This window comes from Klebsiella sp. BIGb0399 (genome assembly GCF_003752615.1).
In the GTDB taxonomy this organism is placed as follows: domain Bacteria; phylum Pseudomonadota; class Gammaproteobacteria; order Enterobacterales; family Enterobacteriaceae; genus Klebsiella; species Klebsiella lignicola.
Genome location: NZ_RKHT01000008.1, coordinates 215,508 through 236,578, shown reverse-complemented (window position 1 = coordinate 236,578; position 21,071 = coordinate 215,508). Strand labels below are relative to the sequence as shown.

Here is a 21,071-nt window from a genome sequence, read left to right as displayed (position 1 = left end):
GGTAGCCCGGACAGCGCAGCGCCACCGGGGTAGTTTTTGTATGAACCGCTAAATCCTACGCCGAATTCACGTGCTCTTTACAATAGCGTCGCTTCCAGGCCGCCGGGGTCAGACTGGTGTGCTTGCGGAAAATTTTGCGGAAATAGCCCACATCGTTAAACCCACACTTCAACGCCACGTCGGTCAACGACAGCGAATCGCTGATCAGCAGCTTTTCCGCCGCCCTCACCCGCTGGCGATGCAGCGCTTCGGTGAGCGTCAGCCGGAAAGCATGGCGATAGACCCGCCCAAGATAGTCCGCGTTGCAGTGCAGCTCCTTCGCCAGCGTGGAGGCGGAAATCGGCAGATGAAACCGGGTCAGGATGATTTGCTGCGCTTTCCACGCCAGCGCGGTACCGGGGCTATCGGCGGGCTGCTCGCTGGCCGCCGCCGCAATCTGCTGCAAAATCAGCAGCAGGATCAGCTCCAGCGCGACGCTACGATGAATATTTTCCTGTTCGTGCAAGAATTGCCTGAACAGGGAGATTATATATTGCGGCTCGCTCACCCGCGTGTGCTGGGGCACCGCCAGCAGCGCTTCTGGCAGCAACGCGGCCTCGTCTGATATCACTTCGAAATGCAGCCAGTAGAATTTTAAATCCGCCGGAAATTGCCCTACCCCAACATGCAAACGCTGCGGCCACAGCAGCAAACTTTCCCCGGCATTTACGCTAAATACCTCGTTATCTTCGCGAATCGTTAATGTCCCTTTTTCAACGAAGATAATTTCCCAGGAGCGAAGCTGTCGTGCCGGATGGCTACCAATACCGCGAGAAATAAATAACCCGCCATTTTGGACTCTAATCGGTAAAGACATGGATAATTCAAGCATAGATATGAAAATTCCCGCTATTTGCATCACCAGATATTCGCTTTACCTTTGATTATTCACGATAAAACAGCATGATTCAGGATCGCAATCACACTTTTATCATGAAGTCGGAATCGTCACCTTTTTATACTTTTCCCTTCCCTTGTTAGCCCAGGTATTTAGTGCAGAATAAATAACGTACTTTGCAAATGACAAATAAAAGCCCGCACTTCAGCGGGATATTATTCCGCACATCATCTCCGGGAGTTATTTATGACTTCGGCTCCGATTACGACAAGTGAATTAGCACAACGCACCCAGGACGATTCCCTCACGCTCCGTGAAAAAATCGGTTATGGCCTGGGCGATGCGGGCGGGACAGTCATTACCTGCCTGATCATGAACTTTTTAACCTTCTTCTATACCGACGTCTTTGGACTGACGCCAGCGCTGGTCGGGACGCTGTTCCTGGCGCTGCGCGTGTTTGACGCCATCTCCGACCCGATTATGGGCGTGCTGGCCGACCGTACCCAAAGCCGCTGGGGACGCTTTCGCCCGTGGCAGCTGTGGATAGCGCTGCCCATCGGCATCATCGGCGTTCTGACCTTTACCGTGCCGGATGCCAGCATGGGCGTAAAAATCGCCTGGGCTTTCGGCACGTATCTGCTGCTGTCGGTGAGCTATACCGCGATTAACGTGCCCTACTGCGCGCTGATTAACACCATGACCACGCGCCACAGTGAAGTGATCTCATGCCAGGCGTGGCGTTTTGTACTGTGCGGCGTGGCAGGGTTCCTGGTATCCGTTGGGCTACCGTGGCTGGTGAAGGCGCTCGGCCAGGGCAACACCGCGCAGGGTTATCAGTATGGCGTCGGCGTACTCTGCGCCATCGCGGTGGTGATGTTCCTGTGCTGTTTCTTCTGGGTTCGCGAACGCGTCTCGCTGGACATGATGGGCAAATTCACCCTGCGCGAGCATATCGCCGGGCTGCGCCAGAACGACCAGCTGCTGCTGATGCTGGTGATGTCGTTCCTGCTGATCAACGTCTTTAATATCCGCGGCGGCGGCTACATGTACTTCATCACCTACGTGTTGGGTGGCTCTACCGGCTATACCTCGCTGTTCTTCACCATGGTGACCTTCGCCTCGATTGGCGGCTCGGTGATTATCAACCTGCTGTCGCGCCGCTTCGATACCGTCAAACTCTACTACTACACCAACCTGGTGTTAGCCGCGATTGCCTTCGCGATGTGGTTTTTGCCGACCGGCCCGGCCTACCAGACCTTGTGGCTGGTGGTGATCCTCGGTAACGGCATTATTCTCGGCTTCACCCTGCCGCTGCACTTCTCGCTGATGGCCTTCTCCGACGACTACGGCGAGTGGAAGACCGGCGTGCGCTCTTCCGGCATGAACTTCGCCTTTAACCTGTTCTTCATCAAGCTGGCGTGGGCCTCCAGCGCCGGCATTATCAGCCTGGTGTTTATCTATGTGGCCTATCAGCCGGGCGCGGAAAACCAAACGGCATCATCGCTGGCCGGTATCTCCTCCATGGAGACCCTGCTGCCTGCCCTGTTCCATCTGCTGCTGGCCTTCACCATTCGCGCCTGCAAGCTTAATAATCCTATGATGGCGCGCATTGCCAGCGACTTGCGCACCCGTCACGTTCAGTCTTAAGGAGTCCGTCATGTCTGTTATGGAAGTCGATCTGCACAAACTGAAAATCAGCGACCCGTTCCTCGGCCAGTACCAGCAGCTGGTGCGCGATGTGGTGATCCCATATCAATGGGACGCGCTGAACGACCGCATTGCCGAGGCGGACCCGAGCCATGCGATAGAAAACTTCCGGATTGCCGCGGGGCAGCAGGAAGGAGAATTTTACGGCATGGTCTTTCAGGACAGCGACGTGGCGAAATGGCTGGAAGCCGTTGCCTGGTCGCTGTGCCAGAAGCCGGACGCCGAACTGGAAAAAACCGCCGACGAGGTGATTGAACTGGTGGCGGCCGCCCAGTGCGAAGATGGCTACCTGAACACCTATTTCACGGTCAAAGCCCCGGCGGAACGCTGGACCAACCTTGCGGAATGCCATGAGCTGTACTGCGCGGGCCACATGATTGAAGCGGGCGTCGCCTTCTTCCAGGCCACCGGCAAACGCCGCCTGCTGGAGGTGGTCTGCCGTCTCGCCGACCATATCGACAGCGTGTTCGGCCCCGGCGAGAACCAGCTGCACGGCTACCCCGGCCACCCGGAAATCGAGCTGGCGTTAATGCGTCTTTACGATATCACCCAGCAGCCGCGCTATCTGGCGCTGGTGAACTACTTCGTCGAAGAGCGTGGCACCCAGCCGCACTTTTACGATATCGAATATGAAAACCGGGGCAAAACCTCCTACTGGAACACCTACGGTCCGGCCTGGATGGTGATGGATAAGCCCTACAGCCAGGCGCATCAGCCGATTGCCGAACAGCCCGTCGCCATCGGCCATGCGGTGCGTTTTGTCTACCTGATGACCGGCGTTGCCCATCTCGCCCGCTTAAGCCAGGACGAGGGGAAACGTCAGGACTGCCTGCGCCTGTGGAACAATATGGCCCAGCGCCAGCTGTATATTACCGGCGGCATTGGTTCGCAGAGCAGCGGCGAAGCCTTCAGCAGCGACTATGACCTGCCAAACGACACGGTTTACGCGGAGAGCTGCGCGTCGATCGGGCTGATGATGTTTGCCCGCCGGATGCTGGAGATGGAAGCCGACAGCCAGTATGCCGATGTGATGGAGCGCGCGCTGTATAACACCGTGCTGGGCGGGATGGCGCTGGATGGTAAGCACTTCTTTTACGTTAACCCGTTAGAAGTGCACCCGACATCGTTAAAATTCAACCATATCTATGACCATGTGAAGCCCGTGCGTCAGCGCTGGTTTGGCTGCGCCTGCTGCCCGCCAAACATTGCCCGCGTGCTGACCTCGCTGGGGCACTATATCTACACGCCGCATCAGGATGCGCTGTACATCAACCTGTATGTGGGGAACAGCGCGGAGATCCCGGTAGGGGATGAAACTCTGCGCCTGCGTATCAGCGGCAACTATCCGTGGCAGGAGCAGGTGAAGATCGCGATCGACTCGCCGACGCCGGTCAATCACACCCTGGCGCTGCGCCTGCCGGACTGGTGCGATGATCCGCAGGTGACGCTCAACGGCAAGCCGGTGGCGCAGGATGTGCGCAAGGGGTATCTGCATATCAGCCATCGCTGGCAGGAAGGCGACACGCTTCTGTTAACACTGCCGATGCCGGTGCGCCGTCTTTACGGTAATCCGCTGGTGCGTCATCAGGCCGGCCAGGTTGCCGTTCAGCGCGGTCCGCTGGTGTACTGTCTGGAGCAGGCGGATAACGGCGAGCAATTGCATAACCTGCAGCTGCCGCGCGACGCCCGGTTCAGCGCCTTTGAAGGGAAAGGGATTTTTGCCCACAAGGTGATCCTGCAGGCGCCGGGTTATAAGCAAACGGCGGAAGAGGCCGGTCAGCAGGCGCTGTGGCATTACGACCGCGCACCGACAACCCGCCAGCCGCAGACCCTGACCTTTATTCCGTGGTTCAGTTGGGCTAACCGTGGCGAAGGTGAGATGCGCATCTGGGTGAAAGAAGCGGAGGCATAAGCGCGAAGGCTGTCGCTGAACCACCGGCGGATTCACATTTCCCGGTGGCGCTGCGCTGACCGGGCTACGGGTCGGTGGTCCGGGCTGGTTTCCCGGTGGCGCTACGCTGACCGGGCTACGGATCGGTGGCCTGGGCTGGGTCCGGGCTACGGGTTGGTAGCCCGGACAGGCGCGTCAAGCGCCGCCTCCGGGATTTCCCTGGCTACAGGAACAGCGCCTTATCGCGCAGGATATGGTCGTTGCCGCGTCGGCGGGTAAAACCAATCCGGTCGAAATATTCCAGGATCTGAATCGCCAGCTTGCGCCCGACGTTCAGGGTATCGCGGAAATCGGCCGCACAGGTGGATCCGCGCGCCAGATCCAGCTCGCGGATCATCCTCGCGAACGCCACAATCCGATCGTTACGGTAATAACGATCTTTGACGATCGCCGTAATCATCCCCTGCTGCGCGGCCTGACGTAACACCGCACGCATAACAGGCTCTTCGACACGGGCCTCCCGTGCCAGATCGCGCACCCACCAGGGCTCATCGGCAAACAGCCCGGCAACCCGCTGCCAGATGACCTGCTGCTCATCGGTAAAGCCCGCGGTATGCTCCGGCAGATGCAACCAGCCGTGATGGCTGCAAACAATCCCGCTGTCGCGCATCTGCTCGATCAGCAGCAGCACCAGCGCTTCGTCTTCCATCGGTAACGCAATACGTCGCAAACGCTCGCGGCCCGGACCCGGCTCGTCGCGATGCTGGTCATGATAACGCGCCAGGGCGTCGAGCAGCTTGCGCTGCCAGCGCGCGGCCAGCGGGGCACTGAGCAGACTGTTGCCCGCCTGCAGGTAATCCGGGCGATTGATCAAGGCGTTCAGGCCTTCATCGCTGAGCTGACGCGCCCAGGCAAAATCATCAAGGCGAACCGCATCGCGTTGCAGATGAATATCCAGCGCCTGAGCATCATCGCGCTGCGATGCGGCCAGCGCCGCCAGCCACTGTAAATATTCGGGCTTACGCTTGCCGCGACGCGGCGGATCCAGCGCCACCACCCGCGCGCCGGCCAGGGTGACGCGGGCGGAAATATCGCGCAGCACCAGCCGATCGTTATCCGCCAGCCACAGCGGCGTATCCAGCACCAGCTCCGCCAGCGCCCCCTCCAGCAGCGATACGCGGCCGGTAATGTGGCTGGCAGCATGGTGAATATGCAGCGGTTGCCACTGGCTCAGCGGCGTGTGGCACTGCAGTTCAACAATCACCCGTTCCGAGGCTTCCGGCGGCCGTGTCGAGAGCAGCCAGTCGCCGCGATTCAGCGCCTCTTTTTGCGCATCGCCGACAATATTCAGCGCAATGCGTTGGCCTGCCCAGGCCTGTCCAACCGCCTGGTTCTGCGCGTGCAGACCGCGCACGCGCATCGGTTTATCGACCCCGGTCAGCCACAGCGTATCGCCCACATTGACCTCGCCCGACAGCGCCGTGCCGGTGACCACCAGCCCGGCACCTTTAACCGTAAAGGCCCGGTCGATCGCCAGACGAAAGCGCTGGTGCTGCGGGTGCGCACGGGCAGACAGCTGCAGTAAATGCTCACGCAGTTCGGCGATCCCCTGGTTTTCAGTGGCCGCGGTGGCAAACAGCGTGGCGTCGGTAAAACCAAATTCTGCCAGCACCGCCGTCACGTCGCCACGCACCTCTTCAACGCGTTGCGCTTCGACGCGGTCCGCTTTGGTCAGCGCGACGGTCAGCGTCGGCTTGCCCGTCAGCTGGAGGATCGCGAGATGTTCGCGGGTCTGGGCCATGACGCCATCGTCACAGGCCACCACCAACAGCGCGTGATCGATGCCGCCCACCCCCGCCAGCATGTTGGACAAAAACTTTTCATGACCGGGCACGTCGATAAATCCCAGCACCCGCCCATCGGGCTGCGGCCAGTAGGCGTAGCCGAGGTCAATCGTCATGCCGCGTGCTTTTTCTTCCGGCAGGCGATCGGCATTGATGCCGGTAATGGCCTGCAGCAGCGTGGTTTTGCCGTGGTCAACGTGCCCGGCGGTGGCAATAATCATCTCAGTAGCATCTCCATAAACCCGGATTCATCGTCAAGACAGCGTAGGTCCAGCCACAGGCGCCCCTCATAAACCCTGCCGATAACCGGCACCGGCAGCAGGCGCCAGCGGGCCGCCAGCGCGTCGAGTTGGCTGCCGCGGCCGTCGCGTGGGCTGAACGTCAGCGCCGCGCTGGGTAAACGGTCCACCGGCAGCGAGCCGCTGCCAATCTGCGACAGGCACGGCTCTACCCGCAGCGCAAAGTCGGGATAATGTGCCGCCAGGGCGCTCAGCATGCGCTGGCCCTGCTCGGCAATATCCTCCGCCTGGCGGGTCAGCAGGCGTAGCGTCGGCAGACGGTCGGCCAGTTTTTCAGGGTGCAGATACAGACGCAGCGTGGCTTCCAGCGCCGCGAGGGTCATCTTATCGACCCGCAGCGCGCGTTTCAGCGGGTGGTTTTGCAGGCGGGCGATCAACGCTTTCTTGCCGACAATAATCCCCGCCTGGGGACCACCCAGCAGTTTATCGCCGGAGAAGCTCACCAGGCTGACGCCGGCGGCAATCATCTCCTGCGGCATCGGCTCTTTCGGCAGGCCGTACTGGCTTAAATCGACCAGTGAACCGCTGCCAAGGTCAACCACAACCGGCACATTCATCTCCTGCCCGAGGGCCGCCAGTTCGGTTTCATCGACCACCTTCGTAAAACCTTCAATGCTGTAGTTGCTGGTGTGGACTTTCATCAACAGGCCGGTATTGTCATTCACCGCCTGGCGATAATCTTTCGCGTGGGTACGGTTGGTGGTGCCGACTTCATGCAGCACACAGCCGGCCTGGCGCATCACGTCGGGAATGCGGAACGCGCCGCCGATCTCCACCAGCTCACCGCGCGAAACGACCACCTCTTTGCCCGCCGCCGTCGCCGCCAGCATCAGCAGCACCGCCGCCGCGTTATTGTTAACGATACAGGCATCTTCCGCACCGGTTATCCGACACAGCAGCTCAGCCAGCGCGCGATCGCGGTGGCCGCGCCCGGCATCATCGAGGCTGTACTCCAGCGTCACCGGTGCCCGCATCGCCCGCACTACCGCCTCGACCGCCGCATCGGCCTGTACGGCACGCCCTAAATTGGTATGCAGTACGGTGCCGGTCAGGTTGAAAACCGGACGCAGCGCGCTTTGCCCGGTTTGCGCCAGCCGCCGCGCGGTCTCTTGCGCCCAGTCGTCACACCAGGCCGGCAGCGCCTGCGCCTGACGAACAGATTCACGGGCCTCTTCCAGCATCTGACGCAGCAGCGCCACAACCTGAGCATGGCCATACTCGGCCAGCACGGCGGAAAACGCGGGATCGCGGAGCAAACGGTCGGTAGCCGGAAGGCGGGTGTAAAGCGCACGAATATCGGTAGTCATGAATGGACCTGGCGGTAGGTTATTTTCCCCCCTCCCGACGGGAGAGGGAGTCAACAAATCAGCAGTGATTGTAACGTCTCCAGGGGGAAACTGTTACCTGTCTGGGTCAAGTCCTTGGCGGTTCGGTACGGGCAAAACTGGCGCGCTGGAACAGCGTATCGACCAGTTTAATGAGCCTGGGCCGCGTCGCGCACCAGCCGGGGGCCACCCGACGGAAGTTAAGGTAGGCAATGGCGCACGCCGCCGAGATCGAGGCCAGATTGACCTCATCGGTACGCAGGCTGCCGTCGGCAACGTGAGCCTCGAGGGCATCGAGGCCCCGGGCCACCTTCTCCCGCTGGCGCAGCAGTTCGCTTTCCGACTGCTGCGCCGGAGGACGGGCCTTTTCACGCACCAGCGCCTGTGCCGCCTCCATCACGCCATCGGCCAGGGCTTCCATCTGGCGCATTTTTAGCGCCGCCTGCGGGTCCGCGGGCAGCATCGCCGGTGCGACGCCGAGCAGTTCAAGATATTGCGCGATAATGGGCGAGTCGAACCAGCACTCGCCGCCGTCGGTGACCAGCACCGGCACTTTGCCTAACGGATTGAATTTACCGACCCCGTTGACCTCCTGGTAGGGAAATTCATTGACGAATTCAAAGGGGAGATTTTTCTCCAGCAGAATGACGGAGATTTTGCGCACAAAGGGACTGGTGTAGCTACCGATCAGTTTCATTGCCTGCTCCTTTCGCCAACAAAAGTAGAAGCCTAATGGGATAGGTTCTATACCCTAAATAATTCGAGTTGCAGGAAGGCGGCGACGCAGAGAATCCCCAGGAGCTTACTCAAGTAAGTGACTGGGGTGAACGAGGACAAATTCGTCAGGAACGAATTTGAACGCTGCTCGCAGCGCCCGTAGGGCGAGGCCCAGGGATGGGCCGAGTATTGCCAACGCCCATGCAACTTGAAGTATGACGGGTATAAGTATGGTTCAGGCACAGACAAATAGCAGACTGACGTTGCGTCAGTCTGCCGCGGTTTGAATTAATGATCGAGATAGAGGTAGTGCATCCAGCTGGTCATGCGCAGCAGCACCTTCCTCATCACCGAGACATGGCTGAAGTGATCGGAGTAGACCGCCACCTGGGCATAGATGCCATCCGGCAGCGAATCCACGTCGGCGTTGGCATCAAGCTCGATGGTCGCCAGCACGCCATCGGTCCCCGGCAGGACGCTCAGCGACTGCAACGCCCCCTGCGCCTGGTAGGAACCGCCGGGCACGACCGGAAGAATGCTGGTCAGCTTGCCATGAAAAACCTGGCCCGGCAGAGCGTTGAAGACCGCTTCGGCATCATCGCCAGGTTTAAGTCGCAGCAACGAGTTCTGGCGGAACTGGGCCACAATCTGGCGCTTTTGTTCCGGAATAAAGACCATCACCGGACGCAGCGGCAGCGCCGCCGCATAGGTGCCGGGGCGGATCAGCACCTGCGTCACGTAGCCGTTGCTCGGGGCACGAATGACCGTCTGGTCGAGGTTATATTTCGCCTCTGCCAGTTGGGCACGCAGGCTGACAACCTGCGACTGTTCGCCGCCCACCGTACTGTCTAACTGACTCTGAACCTGCGCCTGATCAGCGATCGACGCTTTCACTAACGCATCCTGCGCCAGATAGTTTTGCCGGGCGTTATCGATATCGCTCTCGGAGAACGGATTGACTCTCGCCTGGCTGCCCTTCAGGTAACGCTGATAATCTTTGTAGAGCCGATCGCGCTCGGCGGAAACGCGAACCGTGTTGGCCTGTGCTTCCGAAAGCTGCGCCTTCAGCGTATTAATGCTGTGCATGGCGGTCACCAGATCCGCCTGCAGCCGATCCACCCGGGCCTGATAACGCGCCGGGTCGATAGTAAACAGCACATCGCCTTTGTTAACCCGCTGGTTGGTTTTATCCGTGACGGTACTGACAATCCCGGTCACCTGTGGGGTAATCGGAATAGAAATAACCGCTTTTTGTGCCGTAAAGGTATAAGGGTGGTTATAGTTCATTAATAATATGAGGGCACCGACCAGAAATATACCGCCCAGCGTTGCCGTGGCCAATGTCCACTGATTAACCGGAATACGGAATATTTTAAACACGGTCCATGCAAGCGCGACATAGGTCAATACAATAAGCAGATCCATGATTAGCGCTCCGGCGTCTCTTTATCTGTGGAGGGGGACACCGCCCCTAGTCGTTTTTCCAGCTCGGCAACGCGTTGCGATAGTTGATCAACGCTGGGATCGCGCTCGGGAGGCGGGATATGGGATTTCATTCCCCACCCGCGTTCAGGTTGATAGAGCGTGGCCCAGATCCACAGAAATGGCCAGATAACATGCAGCGTAAACAGGCTCACCCATCCAGCGGTATGGATGGCGTCAGCGTGGGGGTGATTACGTTTTTTAGCCATTAGATATGGAATATCGTGGATCGCGATGATGCCATAGAAAAGAACCAGAAAAACAAAAATCAATACACCCAGTGCAAAGTAGTTGAGAAACATATGTGCCTCACTAAATACGATGTCAAATCGTCAATGATTTAAAATGCTAAGCAATCAAATTAATTAATTAATTAAATTACAAACGGCGTGTATTTATAATTTAAGGTCGGGGAGTATTGGTTTTCGCTATTCTCCTTGCAAGTTTTTAAGCGTGACAAAATATATCTTGAATAACAACATACTTAACTTTACACGTTGAGCTTAAGACAGATCTTTACTTTTTTCCATGTCGGGTTTTGATGATGTTTTTTCATTCAGTTCGTCAGTCGTGGCTGGCGCAAGCGGTGACGGCCAGATGGAATTTGTGGTGGATCACAGACGGAAAAAACAGCGCACTTTTTATTGTGATTAACATCACATTATCAAAACAAACAACAAACCATATTTCGTGACATATCTCACATTAATTATCCGAAATGGCCTATTTTTGACCTGCTGCATTTTTTTTGCACAGCCATTTTGTGATGCACATCACTATAAATGACCGTCGAATGCCTATATTCACGTGACTCAGATCACATAAAAAGCCACCGACTGGACAGTTTTACGATTCGGTGCCAAATTCGCTTCATCAAACAGGGTCCGGCGACCTCTGCCGCCATATTAACAACAAGCCTCAGGCTTTTAGCCTACGCGATAAGCTCAACAGAAGAAGGGGTGTTTTATGTCATCCGATATCAAGATCAAGGTGCAAAGCTTTGGTCGTTTCCTCAGCAATATGGTGATGCCCAACATCGGCGCGTTTATCGCGTGGGGTATCATCACCGCACTTTTCATACCAACGGGATGGTTACCAAGCGAAACGCTGGCGAAGTTAGTCGGTCCCATGATCACCTATCTGCTGCCACTGCTGATTGGTTACACCGGTGGTAAGTTGATTGGCGGCGAGCGCGGTGGCGTGGTTGGTGCCATTACCACCATGGGCGTCATTGTCGGTGCCGATATGCCGATGTTCCTCGGCGCGATGATCGCCGGTCCGCTGGGCGGCTGGGCGATTAAACACTTTGATAGCTGGGTAGACGGTAAGATCAAATCCGGCTTCGAGATGCTGGTCAACAACTTCTCCGCCGGCATTATCGGGATGATCCTCGCCATCCTGGCCTTCCTCGGCATTGGCCCGGCGGTTGAAGTCCTGTCCAAAATTCTGGCAGCGGGTGTTAACTTCATGGTTGTCCATGACATGCTGCCGCTGGCATCCATCTTCGTCGAGCCGGCGAAAATCCTGTTCCTGAACAACGCGATTAACCACGGTATCTTCTCACCGCTGGGTATTCAGCAGTCTCACGAACTGGGCAAATCCATCTTCTTCCTGATTGAAGCTAACCCGGGTCCGGGGATGGGCGTCCTGCTGGCCTACATGTTCTTTGGCCGCGGCAGCGCGAAGCAGTCTGCAGGCGGTGCGGCAATCATCCACTTCCTGGGCGGTATCCACGAAATTTACTTCCCGTATGTGCTGATGAACCCGCGTCTGATCCTCGCCGTTATCCTTGGCGGTATGACTGGCGTGTTCACCCTGACCATCCTCAACGGCGGTCTGGTTTCTCCGGCGTCTCCGGGTTCTATCCTGGCGGTACTGGCGATGACCCCGAAAGGTGCCTACTTCGCGAACATCGCAGCGATTGTTGCGGCTATGGCGGTCTCGTTCGTGGTCTCCGCTATCCTGCTGAAAACCAGCAAAGTGAAAGAAGAAGATGATATCGATGCCGCGACCCGTCGCATGCACGATATGAAAGCCGAATCCAAAGGTGCTGCAACGCCGCTGTCTGCCGGGAACGTCGCTAACGATCTGAGCCACGTACGCAAAATCATCGTTGCCTGTGATGCCGGTATGGGTTCCAGCGCCATGGGTGCCGGCGTACTGCGTAAGAAAGTGCAGGATGCGGGACTGAGCGCAATCTCCGTTACCAACTGTGCAATCAACAACCTGCCGCCGGATGTCGACCTGGTGATTACCCACCGCGACCTGACCGAGCGGGCGATGCGCCAGGTGCCGCAGGCCCAGCATATTTCGCTGACCAACTTCCTCGACAGTGGCCTGTATACCAGCCTGACCGAACGTCTGGTTGCCGCGCAGCGCCATGAAGATAACGAAGTGAAAGTACGCGACAGTCTGAAAGACAGCTTTGATGCCAAAGACACCAACCTGTTCAAACTCGGTGCCGATAACATCTTCCTCGGCTGCACAGCGGCAACCAAAGAAGAAGCGATCCTCTTCGCCGGTGAACAGCTGGTCAAAGGGGGCTACGTTGAGCCGGAGTATGTGCAGGCGATGCTGGACCGTGAAAAACTGACCCCGACCTATCTGGGTGAGTCCATTGCGGTACCGCACGGCACCATTGAAGCCAAAGACCGCGTTCTCAAGACCGGCGTGGTGTTCTGCCAGTATCCGCAGGGCGTCCGCTTCGGTGAAGAAGAAGATGACATTGCCCGTCTGGTCATCGGTATCGCGGCCCGCAACAACGAGCACATCCACGTGATCACCAGCCTGACCAACGCGCTGGATGATGAATCAGTTATTGAACGCCTGATTCATGCCACCAGCGTTGACGAAGTGCTGGCGCTGCTGGCGGGGAATAAAGCGTAATTTAACCCAGGCCCTCTCTTCCTGAACGGGAGAGAGGGTTCCGGTGAGGGACAAGCCTCACCCGAACCCTCTCAGGTAAAAACATTAATGAAGGTTAATACTATGAATGCATTACATTTTGGCGCAGGTAATATCGGACGTGGCTTCATCGGCAAACTGCTGGCTGATGCGGGACTCGCATTAACATTCGCCGATGTGAATCAGGTCGTCCTGGATGCCCTGAATGCCCGTCATAGCTATCAGGTCCATGTTGTCGGCGAGAACGAGCAGGTGGATACCGTTTCCGGCGTCAATGCTGTCAGCAGCATCGGCGACGAGGTGGTTGACCTGATTGCCCACGTCGACCTGATCACCACCGCCGTCGGCCCGGTGGTTCTGGAACGCATCGCACCGGCTATCGCGAAAGGGCTGGCGCAACGTAAAGCTCAGGGGATCGCCACCCCGCTGAACATCATCGCCTGTGAGAACATGGTGCGCGGCACCACGCAGCTCAAAGGCCACGTGTTTAAGGCCCTGGCAGAAGAAGACAAAGCCTGGGTTGAGGCCAACGTCGGGTTTGTCGATTCCGCCGTTGACCGGATTGTGCCGCCGTCCGCCTCCGCAACTCACGATCCGCTGGAAGTGACGGTGGAAACCTTCAGCGAGTGGATCGTCGATAAAACCCAGTTTAAAGGTGCGCTGCCCGAGATCCCAGGAATGGAATTAACCGACAACCTGATGGCATTTGTCGAGCGTAAGCTATTCACCTTAAACACCGGACATGCTATAACCGCCTACCTTGGAAAACTGGCCGGTCACCAGACAATCCGCGACGCGATTCTCGATGAGCGCATTCGCGCGGTGGTCAAAGGGGCCATGGAGGAGAGCGGTGCGGTGCTGATCAAACGCTACGGCTTTGATGCACAGAAGCACGCTGCCTACATCCAGAAAATCCTCGGCCGTTTCGAGAACCCGTACCTGAAAGATGACGTGGAGCGCGTAGGTCGTCAGCCGCTGCGTAAACTGAGCGCCGGCGATCGTCTGATCAAACCGCTGCTGGGCACGCTGGAGTATGCACTGCCGCACGTTAATCTGGTGAAAGGGATCGCTGCCGCGATGCACTTCCGTAGCGAAGACGATCCGCAGGCGCAGGAACTGGCTGCGTTGATTGACGAGAAAGGCCCACAGGCCGCACTGGCAGAAATTTCTGGCCTCGATGCAGCAAGCGCCGTGGTAGCGGAGGCCGTTCTCGACTATAACGCGACCAAATGATGCAAGATCTGGCGCGGTATGAACCGCGCCCATTACCACCCCTGTCAGATATGCAGGCAATAATGGAAGAAACACAGGCATTTGAAAACCGCGTGCTTGAGCGTCTGAATGCTGGCAAAACCGTACGAAGCTTCCTGATTGCGGCCGTCGAACTACTCACGGAAGCGGTCAATATCCTGGTGCTTCAGGTCTTCCGCAAAGACGATTACGCGGTGAAATACGCAGTGGAACCGTTGCTGGATGGTGACGGGCCGCTGGGCGACCTTTCTGTACGCCTGAAGCTGATTTACGGCCTTGGGGTGATAAGTCGCGCCGAATACGAAGACGCCGAGCTGCTGATGGCCCTGCGGGAAGAGCTCAATCACGACGGTAATGACTACAGTTTTACCGATGATGAGATTCTTGGGCCGTTTGGCGAGCTGCATTGCGTCGCCGCCCTGCCGCCGTTGCCGCTGTTCGATGACAGCGACGATGAACTGCTGGCAATGCAGAAACTGCGCTACCAGCAGGTTGTGCGTTCAACGATGATGCTGTCTCTGACTGAGCTGATTTCCCGAATCAGCTTAAAAAAAGCCTTCCAGAAATCAACGCTCTGATCCGGACTCTACCTGTTCATCAACAGGCCGGTAAAGCTGCCGGTAGTACTCCAGACGACTCAGATACAGCGCCTCTTTATTCTGCGGAATATCGCGCGGCACGCGCTGTATGCGCGGGGATTTTTTCAGATACTCCATAAATGCCTGGCTTGAAGCCATAAAATCAACCGTCTTGTCGATAATACGCGGTACGCCGTCACCGATTTTTGTCATCATGCCCTCCTCTTTTTCATGGATAAATCTTATAAAGGATCGGATAAAAGCAGGGGGTTGTTTGAGGAAAACGTGCGGTATTACCGACGAACTTCACAGAGATGAAATTCAGGCGAACATTAGTCATAATATTATTTATATTCAAATAATTAAGATTCATCACTTCTGATGCTCGCGCGGAAAAAACGCCGCATTTTTGATAAATAACTACCCACAATACCCGTCACAGCCCATACTATATGACGTCGAAATCCCTTTATTAATAGATTAAGTCACCATGAAAGAAGTCGAAAAGAATGAAATTAAGCGTTTGAGCGACCGTCTCGACGCCATCCGCCACCAGCAGGCGGACCTGTCTCTGGTTGAAGCGGCGGACAAGTACGCCGAACTGGAAAAAGAAAAAACCACCATCGAAGCTGAGCTCGTTCGCCTGCGCGACGTGCAGGGCCAGAAACTGAGCAAAGAAGCGCAACAGTTGATGAAGCTGCCGCATCGCCGCGCGATCACCAAAAAAGAGCAGGCCGATATGGGCAAGCTGAAGAAAAGCGTGCGCGGGCTGGTGATTGTCCATCCGATGACCGCGCTCGGCCGCGAAATGGGCCTCAAAGAGATGACCGGCTTTTCAAAAACCGCGTTCTGATCTTTAGCTCCTGAGCATTCCCCCGGTGGCGCTACGCTTGCCGGGGCGACCTGATTCCTCCCCCGCATTATTGGCCCTACCAATTATTTCTTAAACCGTCCAGCAGTTCACATATCCATCATTTTTGGTCACAGATATATTGCCTGGTAATAACATTTGGTTAACCATTCGTTGTCGTTAATCCTACAACTGAATTTGGCTGGGCCAATTTTACAAATAATGTGACCTGCAAGGAGCGCAGACTCAGCACCACATTATGATGGCCCGATGGAGACCTGCATGAACCTCTGGCAACAAAACTACGATCCGGCCGGCAATATCTGGATCTCGAGTCTTATCGCATCGCTACCGATTCTGTTTTTCTTTTTTGCCCTGATTAAGCTCAAACTCAAAGGGTACGTCGCGGCAACCTGGACCGTCGCCATTGCGCTGTCGGTCGCGCTGCTGTTCTATAAAATGCCGGTCGACCGCGCGCTGACGTCCGTGGTTTACGGCTTCTTTTACGGCCTGTGGCCTATCGCGTGGATTATTATCGCCGCGGTGTTCGTCTATAAGATCTCGGTCAAAACCGGGCAGTTCGACATTATTCGCTCATCGATTCTCTCGATTACCCCTGACCAACGTCTGCAGATGTTGATTGTCGGCTTCTCCTTCGGGGCATTCCTGGAAGGGGCCGCGGGCTTTGGCGCCCCGGTGGCAATTACCGCCGCGCTGCTGGTTGGCCTGGGCTTTAACCCGCTGTATGCCGCCGGGCTGTGCCTGATCGTCAACACCGCGCCGGTCGCCTTCGGAGCGATGGGGATCCCGATTCTGGTTGCCGGTCAGGTGACCGGGATTGATAGCTTCGCCATCGGCCAGATGGTGGGTCGCCAGCTGCCGTTCCTGACCATTATCGTGCTGTTCTGGATTATGGCGATTATGGATGGCTGGCGCGGCATCAAAGAGACCTGGCCGGCCGTGATGGTCGCCGGTGGCTCTTTCGCTATTGCCCAGTATCTCAGCTCCAACTTCCTCGGGCCGGAACTGCCGGATATCATCTCCTCGCTGGTGTCGCTGGTCTGTCTGACCCTGTTCCTCAAACGCTGGCAGCCGGTGCGCATTTTCCGCTTCGGCGATATGGGCGCGGCACAGGTCGATCAAACGCTGGCCCGCACCCACTACAGCGCCGGACAGGTGGTTCGCGCCTGGTCGCCCTTCCTGTTCCTGACCGCCACCGTGACCTTATGGAGCATCCCGCCGTTTAAAGCCCTGTTCGCCCCCGGCGGTGCGATGTATGACTTCGTCATCAATATCTCCGTGCCGTTCCTCGATAAGATGGTCGCCCGCATGCCGCCGGTAGTCAGCGCAGCGACCCCTTACGCCGCGGTGTATAAGTTCGACTGGCTGTCCGCCACCGGCACCGCCATCCTGTTCGCAGCGCTGCTTTCTATCGTCTGGCTGCGCATGAAGCCAAAAGATGCGCTGGTCACCTTTGGCAGCACGCTGAAAGAGCTGGCGCTGCCGATTTACTCCATCGGTATGGTGCTGGCGTTCGCCTTTATCTCTAACTATTCCGGGCTCTCTTCGACGCTGGCGCTGGCCCTGGCGCATACCGGACACGCGTTTACCTTCTTCTCGCCGTTCCTCGGCTGGCTGGGGGTATTCCTGACCGGTTCGGATACCTCATCTAACGCCCTGTTCGCCGCGCTGCAGGCCACCGCAGCCCAGCAAATCGGCGTCTCCGATATCCTGCTGGTCGCGGCTAACACCACCGGCGGCGTCACCGGCAAGATGATTTCACCGCAGTCCATCGCCATTGCCTGTGCGGCGGTCGGCCTGGTGGGTAAAGAGTCGGATCTGTTCCGCTTCACGGTGAAACACAGCCTGATCTTTACCTGCATGGTTGGCGTCATCACCACGTTGCAGGCCTATGTATTAACCTGGATGATCCCATGATAGTGATGCCCCGGCGCCTTGCAGACGATGTGGCTCGTCGTGTGCGAGCGCTGATTGAAGAACAACATCTGGAGGCGGGCATGCGATTGCCCGCCGAGCGCCAGCTGGCCGCACAGCTTGGCGTTTCACGTAACTCACTGCGTGAAGCGCTGGCGATGCTGGTCAACGAGGGTCTGCTTGTCAGCCGCCGCGGCGGCGGGACCTTCCTGCGCTGGCAGCATGAGGCGTGGTCGGAACAGAACATCGTCCAGCCACTGAAAACCTTGCTCGCCGACGACCCCGATTACAGCTTTGATATTCTGGAAGCCCGCCACGCCATCGAAGCCAGCACCGCCTGGCATGCGGCGCTGCGGGCGACCGATGCCGAAAAAGAGCGTATTCGCCTGTGCTTTGAAGCCACCCAGAGCGAAGACCCGGACCTCGCCTCGCAGGCCGACGTCCGCTTCCACCTGGCGATTGCCGAAGCCTCACATAACGTTGTGCTGCTGCAAACCATGCGCGGCTTTTTCGACCTCTTACAATCCTCGGTCAAGCAAAGCCGCCAGCGGATGTACCTCGTCCCGCCGGTATTCGCCCGCCTCACCGAGCAGCACCAGGCCGTGATGGAGGCCATTTTCGCCGGTGACGCCGAAGGCGCACGGCAGGCGATGATGGCGCATCTCGGCTTTGTCCACGCCACGATTAAACACTTTGATGAAGACCAGGCCCGCCAGGCGCGAATTACCCGCCTGCCCGGTGACCATAATGAAAATGCCAGGGAGAACCCGTGATGATTATTTCAGCCGCCAGCGACTATCGCGCCGCCGCCCAGCGGATCCTGCCGCCGTTTCTGTTCCATTACATTGACGGCGGAGCCTATGCCGAACACACGCTGCGCCGCAACGTTGAAGACCTCTCAGACGTGGCGTTACGCCAGCGGATACTGAAGAACATGTCGGATCTGAGCCTGGAGACCTCGCTGTTCAAAGAGACCCTCTCCATGCCGGTTGCGCTGGCGCCGGTTGGGCTGTGCGGCATGTACGCGCGTCGCGGTGAAGTGCAGGCGGCAGGGGCGGCGGACGATAAAGGCATTCCGTTTACCCTCTCCACCGTTTCGGTCTGCCCGATCGAAGAGGTTGCGCCGACCATCAAGCGCCCGATGTGGTTCCAGCTGTACGTACTGCGCGACCGTGGCTTTATGCGCAACGCGCTGGAGCGTGCCAAAGCCGCAGGATGTTCAACCCTGGTGTTTACCGTGGATATGCCGACGCCTGGCGCACGCTATCGTGATGCCCATTCCGGCATGAGCGGCCCGAATGCCGCTATGCGCCGCTACTGGCAGGCGATGACCCATCCGCAGTGGGCATGGGACGTCGGCTTAAACGGTCGCCCGCACGACCTCGGTAATATCTCGACCTATCTGGGCAAACCGACCGGTCTTGAGGACTATATTGGCTGGCTGGCGAATAACTTCGATCCGTCGATTTCGTGGAAGGACCTTGAGTGGATCCGCGAGTTCTGGGATGGCCCGATGGTGATCAAAGGGATCCTCGACCCGGAAGATGCGCGCGATGCGGTGCGCTTTGGCGCCGACGGGATTGTGGTCTCCAACCACGGCGGCCGCCAGCTCGACGGCGTCCTCTCCTCCGCCCGTGCCCTGCCGGCTATCGCCGATGCGGTGAAAGGCGACATCACGATCCTTGCCGATAGCGGTATCCGCAACGGCCTTGATGTGGTGCGGATGATTGCGCTGGGTGCCGATAGCGTACTGTTGGGTCGCGCCTATCTGTACGCCCTGGCCACCCACGGTAAGCAAGGGGTCGCTAACCTGCTGAACCTGATTGAGAAAGAGATGAAGGTGGCGATGACCCTGACCGGGGCGAAGAGCATCGGCGAAATCAGCCGTGATTCGCTGGTGCAGAGCGCCGACGCGCTCCAGACCTTCGCGGCCCTCAAGCAGGGTAACGCGGCGTAATCTGCCCGCCCGGCGCGCGCCCGCAGGGGTGAGCGCCGGGCAAATATCTGCTATTCTGCCCCCCGCGATCAAGAGCCTAATGAGACAGGGCAGCATGCTGAACATTGTATTATTCGAACCAGAAATCCCGCCGAATACCGGCAATATTATCCGCCTGTGCGCCAACACCGGCTTTCGCCTGCATATCATCGAGCCGATGGGATTCACCTGGGATGATAAGCGCCTACGCCGCGCCGGGCTGGATTACCATGAGTTCACCGCCGTTCAGCGTCATCACGATTATCACGCCTTTGTGGAAAGCGCAAAGCCGCAGCGCCTGTTCGCTCTGACCACCAAAGGTACGCCGGCCCACAGCGCGGTCAGCTATCAAGAGGGTGATTTTTTGATGTTTGGCCCGGAAACGCGCGGCCTGCCGGCCAGCATTCTTGATGCTCTGCCCGCAGAGCAGAAAATCCGAATCCCAATGATGCCGGACAGCCGCAGCATGAATCTGTCAAACGCCGTGTCGGTGGTGGTATATGAGGCGTGGCGCCAGCTGGGATATGCTGGCGCAGTATTGCGTAGTTGAGTCCCGGACAGCGCTCGGTTTTGTCGCCCGGATAGATGCGCAGCATCTATCCGGGAAATCAATCAAATCCCGTCACCGTATTCGAAAGTATGGTGTATCCCGTTGAAGTGCTGGTCCATATCCATCGCCGGTTTGTCGCTCTCCGGCTTCCCGACGATACGCGCCGGCACGCCCGCCGCGGTGGTGTGCGGCGGCACTGGCTGAAGCACCACAGAGCCGGCGCCGATTTTCGCGCCGCGCCCGACTTCGATATTGCCGAGGATCTTCGCCCCGGCGCCAATCATGACCCCTTCGCGAATTTTCGGATGACGGTCACCGCTGGTTTTACCGGTACCGCCCAGGGTTACGGACTGCAGAATGGAGACGTCGTCTTCAATCACCGCCGTTTCGCCGACAACAATGCCGGTGGCGTGATCGAGCATGATCCCGCGGCCAATTTTAGCCGCCGGGTGGATATCGACCTGGAACGAGACCGACACCTGGTTTTGCAGGAAAATCGCCAGCGCGCGACGCCCCTGCGCCCACAGCCAGTGACCAATACGGTAAGCCTGCAGCGCGTGGAAGCCTTTCAGGTACAGCAGCGGGGTTGAATATTTATCGACTGCCGGGTCTCGGGTGCGCACGGCCTGAATGTCACAGGCGGCGGAGGCAATCATTTCCGGGTCTGCGGCATAGGCCTCTTCCACCACTTCGCGAATGGCGATGGCAGGCATAATCGGTGATGCCAGCTTGTTGGCCAGCATATAGCTCAGGGCGCTGCCCAGATTTTCGTGCTTGAGTAGCGTTGCGTGGTAAAAACTGGCGAGCATTGGCTCACAGTCAGCTAAAGCCCGAGCTTCGGCTTTAATATTATTCCAGACGATATCCAGTTCTTCACACGGCATTG

Annotated in this window: 18 protein-coding genes; 10 read left to right on the top strand and 8 right to left on the bottom strand. The window is 57.8% G+C overall.

Annotated features, from left to right (window positions below; all coding sequences use genetic code 11):
• Window positions 1-55: 55 nt before the first annotated feature.
• The gene (locus EDF82_RS19425) at window positions 56-871 is read right to left on the bottom strand and encodes a helix-turn-helix domain-containing protein (protein ID WP_123757145.1); all 816 of its coding nucleotides are present in this window, start codon (window positions 869-871) and stop codon (window positions 56-58) included.
• Between the two features lie 252 nt (window positions 872-1,123).
• Here EDF82_RS19425 and EDF82_RS19420 point away from each other — a divergent pair, with 252 nt between their 5' ends.
• Window positions 1,124-2,524 carry an MFS transporter gene (locus EDF82_RS19420; protein ID WP_123757144.1) on the top strand — a complete coding sequence of 467 codons (1,401 nt, stop codon included), beginning with the start codon at window positions 1,124-1,126 and terminating at the stop codon, window positions 2,522-2,524.
• Window positions 2,525-2,534: 10 nt separating this feature from the next.
• Window positions 2,535-4,496 (top strand): glycoside hydrolase family 127 protein, encoded by a 1,962-nt coding sequence (locus EDF82_RS19415; protein ID WP_123757143.1) that lies wholly within the window; start codon window positions 2,535-2,537, stop codon window positions 4,494-4,496.
• A 202-nt stretch (window positions 4,497-4,698) separates the two neighbouring features.
• Here the strand turns inward: EDF82_RS19415 and selB are convergent, their stop codons facing one another.
• From selB to EDF82_RS19390, 5 genes are all read right to left on the bottom strand, one after another.
• Window positions 4,699-6,540 carry a selenocysteine-specific translation elongation factor gene (gene selB / locus EDF82_RS19410; protein WP_123757142.1) on the bottom strand — a complete coding sequence of 614 codons (1,842 nt, stop codon included), beginning with the start codon at window positions 6,538-6,540 and terminating at the stop codon, window positions 4,699-4,701.
• On the bottom strand, window positions 6,537-7,925 hold the full coding sequence (gene selA / locus EDF82_RS19405; protein ID WP_123757141.1) for an L-seryl-tRNA(Sec) selenium transferase: 1,389 nt from the start codon (window positions 7,923-7,925) through the stop codon (window positions 6,537-6,539). The genes selB and selA overlap by 4 nt, the downstream gene beginning before the upstream one ends.
• A 106-nt stretch (window positions 7,926-8,031) precedes the next feature.
• On the bottom strand, window positions 8,032-8,640 hold the full coding sequence (locus EDF82_RS19400; RefSeq protein WP_123757140.1) for a glutathione S-transferase: 609 nt from the start codon (window positions 8,638-8,640) through the stop codon (window positions 8,032-8,034).
• 308 nt (window positions 8,641-8,948) lie between these two features.
• Window positions 8,949-10,085, bottom strand: coding sequence for an HlyD family secretion protein (locus EDF82_RS19395; RefSeq protein WP_123757139.1), 1,137 nt, complete (start codon window positions 10,083-10,085; stop codon window positions 8,949-8,951).
• A gap of 2 nt (window positions 10,086-10,087) precedes the next feature.
• The gene (locus EDF82_RS19390) at window positions 10,088-10,444 is read right to left on the bottom strand and encodes a DUF3302 domain-containing protein (RefSeq protein ID WP_123757138.1); all 357 of its coding nucleotides are present in this window, start codon (window positions 10,442-10,444) and stop codon (window positions 10,088-10,090) included.
• A gap of 664 nt (window positions 10,445-11,108) precedes the next feature.
• On the opposite strand from EDF82_RS19390, the gene EDF82_RS19385 reads away from it, so the two are divergent.
• The 3 genes from EDF82_RS19385 to mtlR all read left to right on the top strand — a co-directional run bounded on the left by EDF82_RS19385 (window position 11,109) and on the right by mtlR (window position 14,875).
• Complete coding sequence (locus tag EDF82_RS19385) at window positions 11,109-13,028, top strand: PTS mannitol transporter subunit IICBA (protein ID WP_123757137.1); 1,920 nt, start codon at window positions 11,109-11,111, stop codon at window positions 13,026-13,028.
• Between the two features lie 102 nt (window positions 13,029-13,130).
• Window positions 13,131-14,279, top strand: coding sequence for a mannitol-1-phosphate 5-dehydrogenase (mtlD, locus tag EDF82_RS19380; RefSeq protein WP_123757136.1), 1,149 nt, complete (start codon window positions 13,131-13,133; stop codon window positions 14,277-14,279).
• Window positions 14,279-14,875, top strand: a complete 597-nt coding sequence (mtlR, locus tag EDF82_RS19375) for a mannitol operon repressor MtlR (protein WP_123757380.1) — start codon at window positions 14,279-14,281, stop codon at window positions 14,873-14,875. Before mtlD ends, mtlR begins: the two co-directional genes overlap by 1 nt.
• Here mtlR and EDF82_RS19370 read toward each other — a convergent pair.
• The gene (locus EDF82_RS19370) at window positions 14,864-15,088 is read right to left on the bottom strand and encodes a hypothetical protein (protein ID WP_123757135.1); all 225 of its coding nucleotides are present in this window, start codon (window positions 15,086-15,088) and stop codon (window positions 14,864-14,866) included. The two genes, mtlR and EDF82_RS19370, sit on opposite strands and share 12 nt — an antisense overlap.
• Window positions 15,089-15,365: 277 nt before the next feature.
• On the opposite strand from EDF82_RS19370, the gene EDF82_RS19365 reads away from it, so the two are divergent.
• The 5 genes from EDF82_RS19365 (at window position 15,366) to trmL (ending at window position 20,185) form a co-directional block, all read left to right on the top strand.
• On the top strand, window positions 15,366-15,728 hold the full coding sequence (locus EDF82_RS19365) for a YibL family ribosome-associated protein (protein ID WP_123757134.1): 363 nt from the start codon (window positions 15,366-15,368) through the stop codon (window positions 15,726-15,728).
• Window positions 15,729-16,007: 279 nt separating this feature from the next.
• The gene (lldP, locus tag EDF82_RS19360) at window positions 16,008-17,663 is read left to right on the top strand and encodes an L-lactate permease (RefSeq protein ID WP_123757133.1); all 1,656 of its coding nucleotides are present in this window, start codon (window positions 16,008-16,010) and stop codon (window positions 17,661-17,663) included.
• A complete protein-coding gene (gene lldR, locus EDF82_RS19355) occupies window positions 17,660-18,433 on the top strand; it encodes a transcriptional regulator LldR (RefSeq protein ID WP_123757132.1) in 774 nt (257 codons plus the stop codon). Before lldP ends, lldR begins: the two co-directional genes overlap by 4 nt.
• Complete coding sequence (gene lldD / locus EDF82_RS19350; RefSeq protein WP_123757131.1) at window positions 18,433-19,617, top strand: FMN-dependent L-lactate dehydrogenase LldD; 1,185 nt, start codon at window positions 18,433-18,435, stop codon at window positions 19,615-19,617. The genes lldR and lldD overlap by 1 nt, the downstream gene beginning before the upstream one ends.
• 94 nt (window positions 19,618-19,711) lie before the next feature.
• Complete coding sequence (trmL, locus tag EDF82_RS19345; protein ID WP_123757130.1) at window positions 19,712-20,185, top strand: tRNA (uridine(34)/cytosine(34)/5-carboxymethylaminomethyluridine(34)-2'-O)-methyltransferase TrmL; 474 nt, start codon at window positions 19,712-19,714, stop codon at window positions 20,183-20,185.
• Between the two features lie 62 nt (window positions 20,186-20,247).
• Here trmL and cysE read toward each other — a convergent pair whose 3' ends face one another.
• Window positions 20,248-21,069, bottom strand: coding sequence for a serine O-acetyltransferase (gene cysE / locus EDF82_RS19340; RefSeq protein WP_094326422.1), 822 nt, complete (start codon window positions 21,067-21,069; stop codon window positions 20,248-20,250).
• Between the last annotated feature and the right edge of the window lie 2 nt (window positions 21,070-21,071).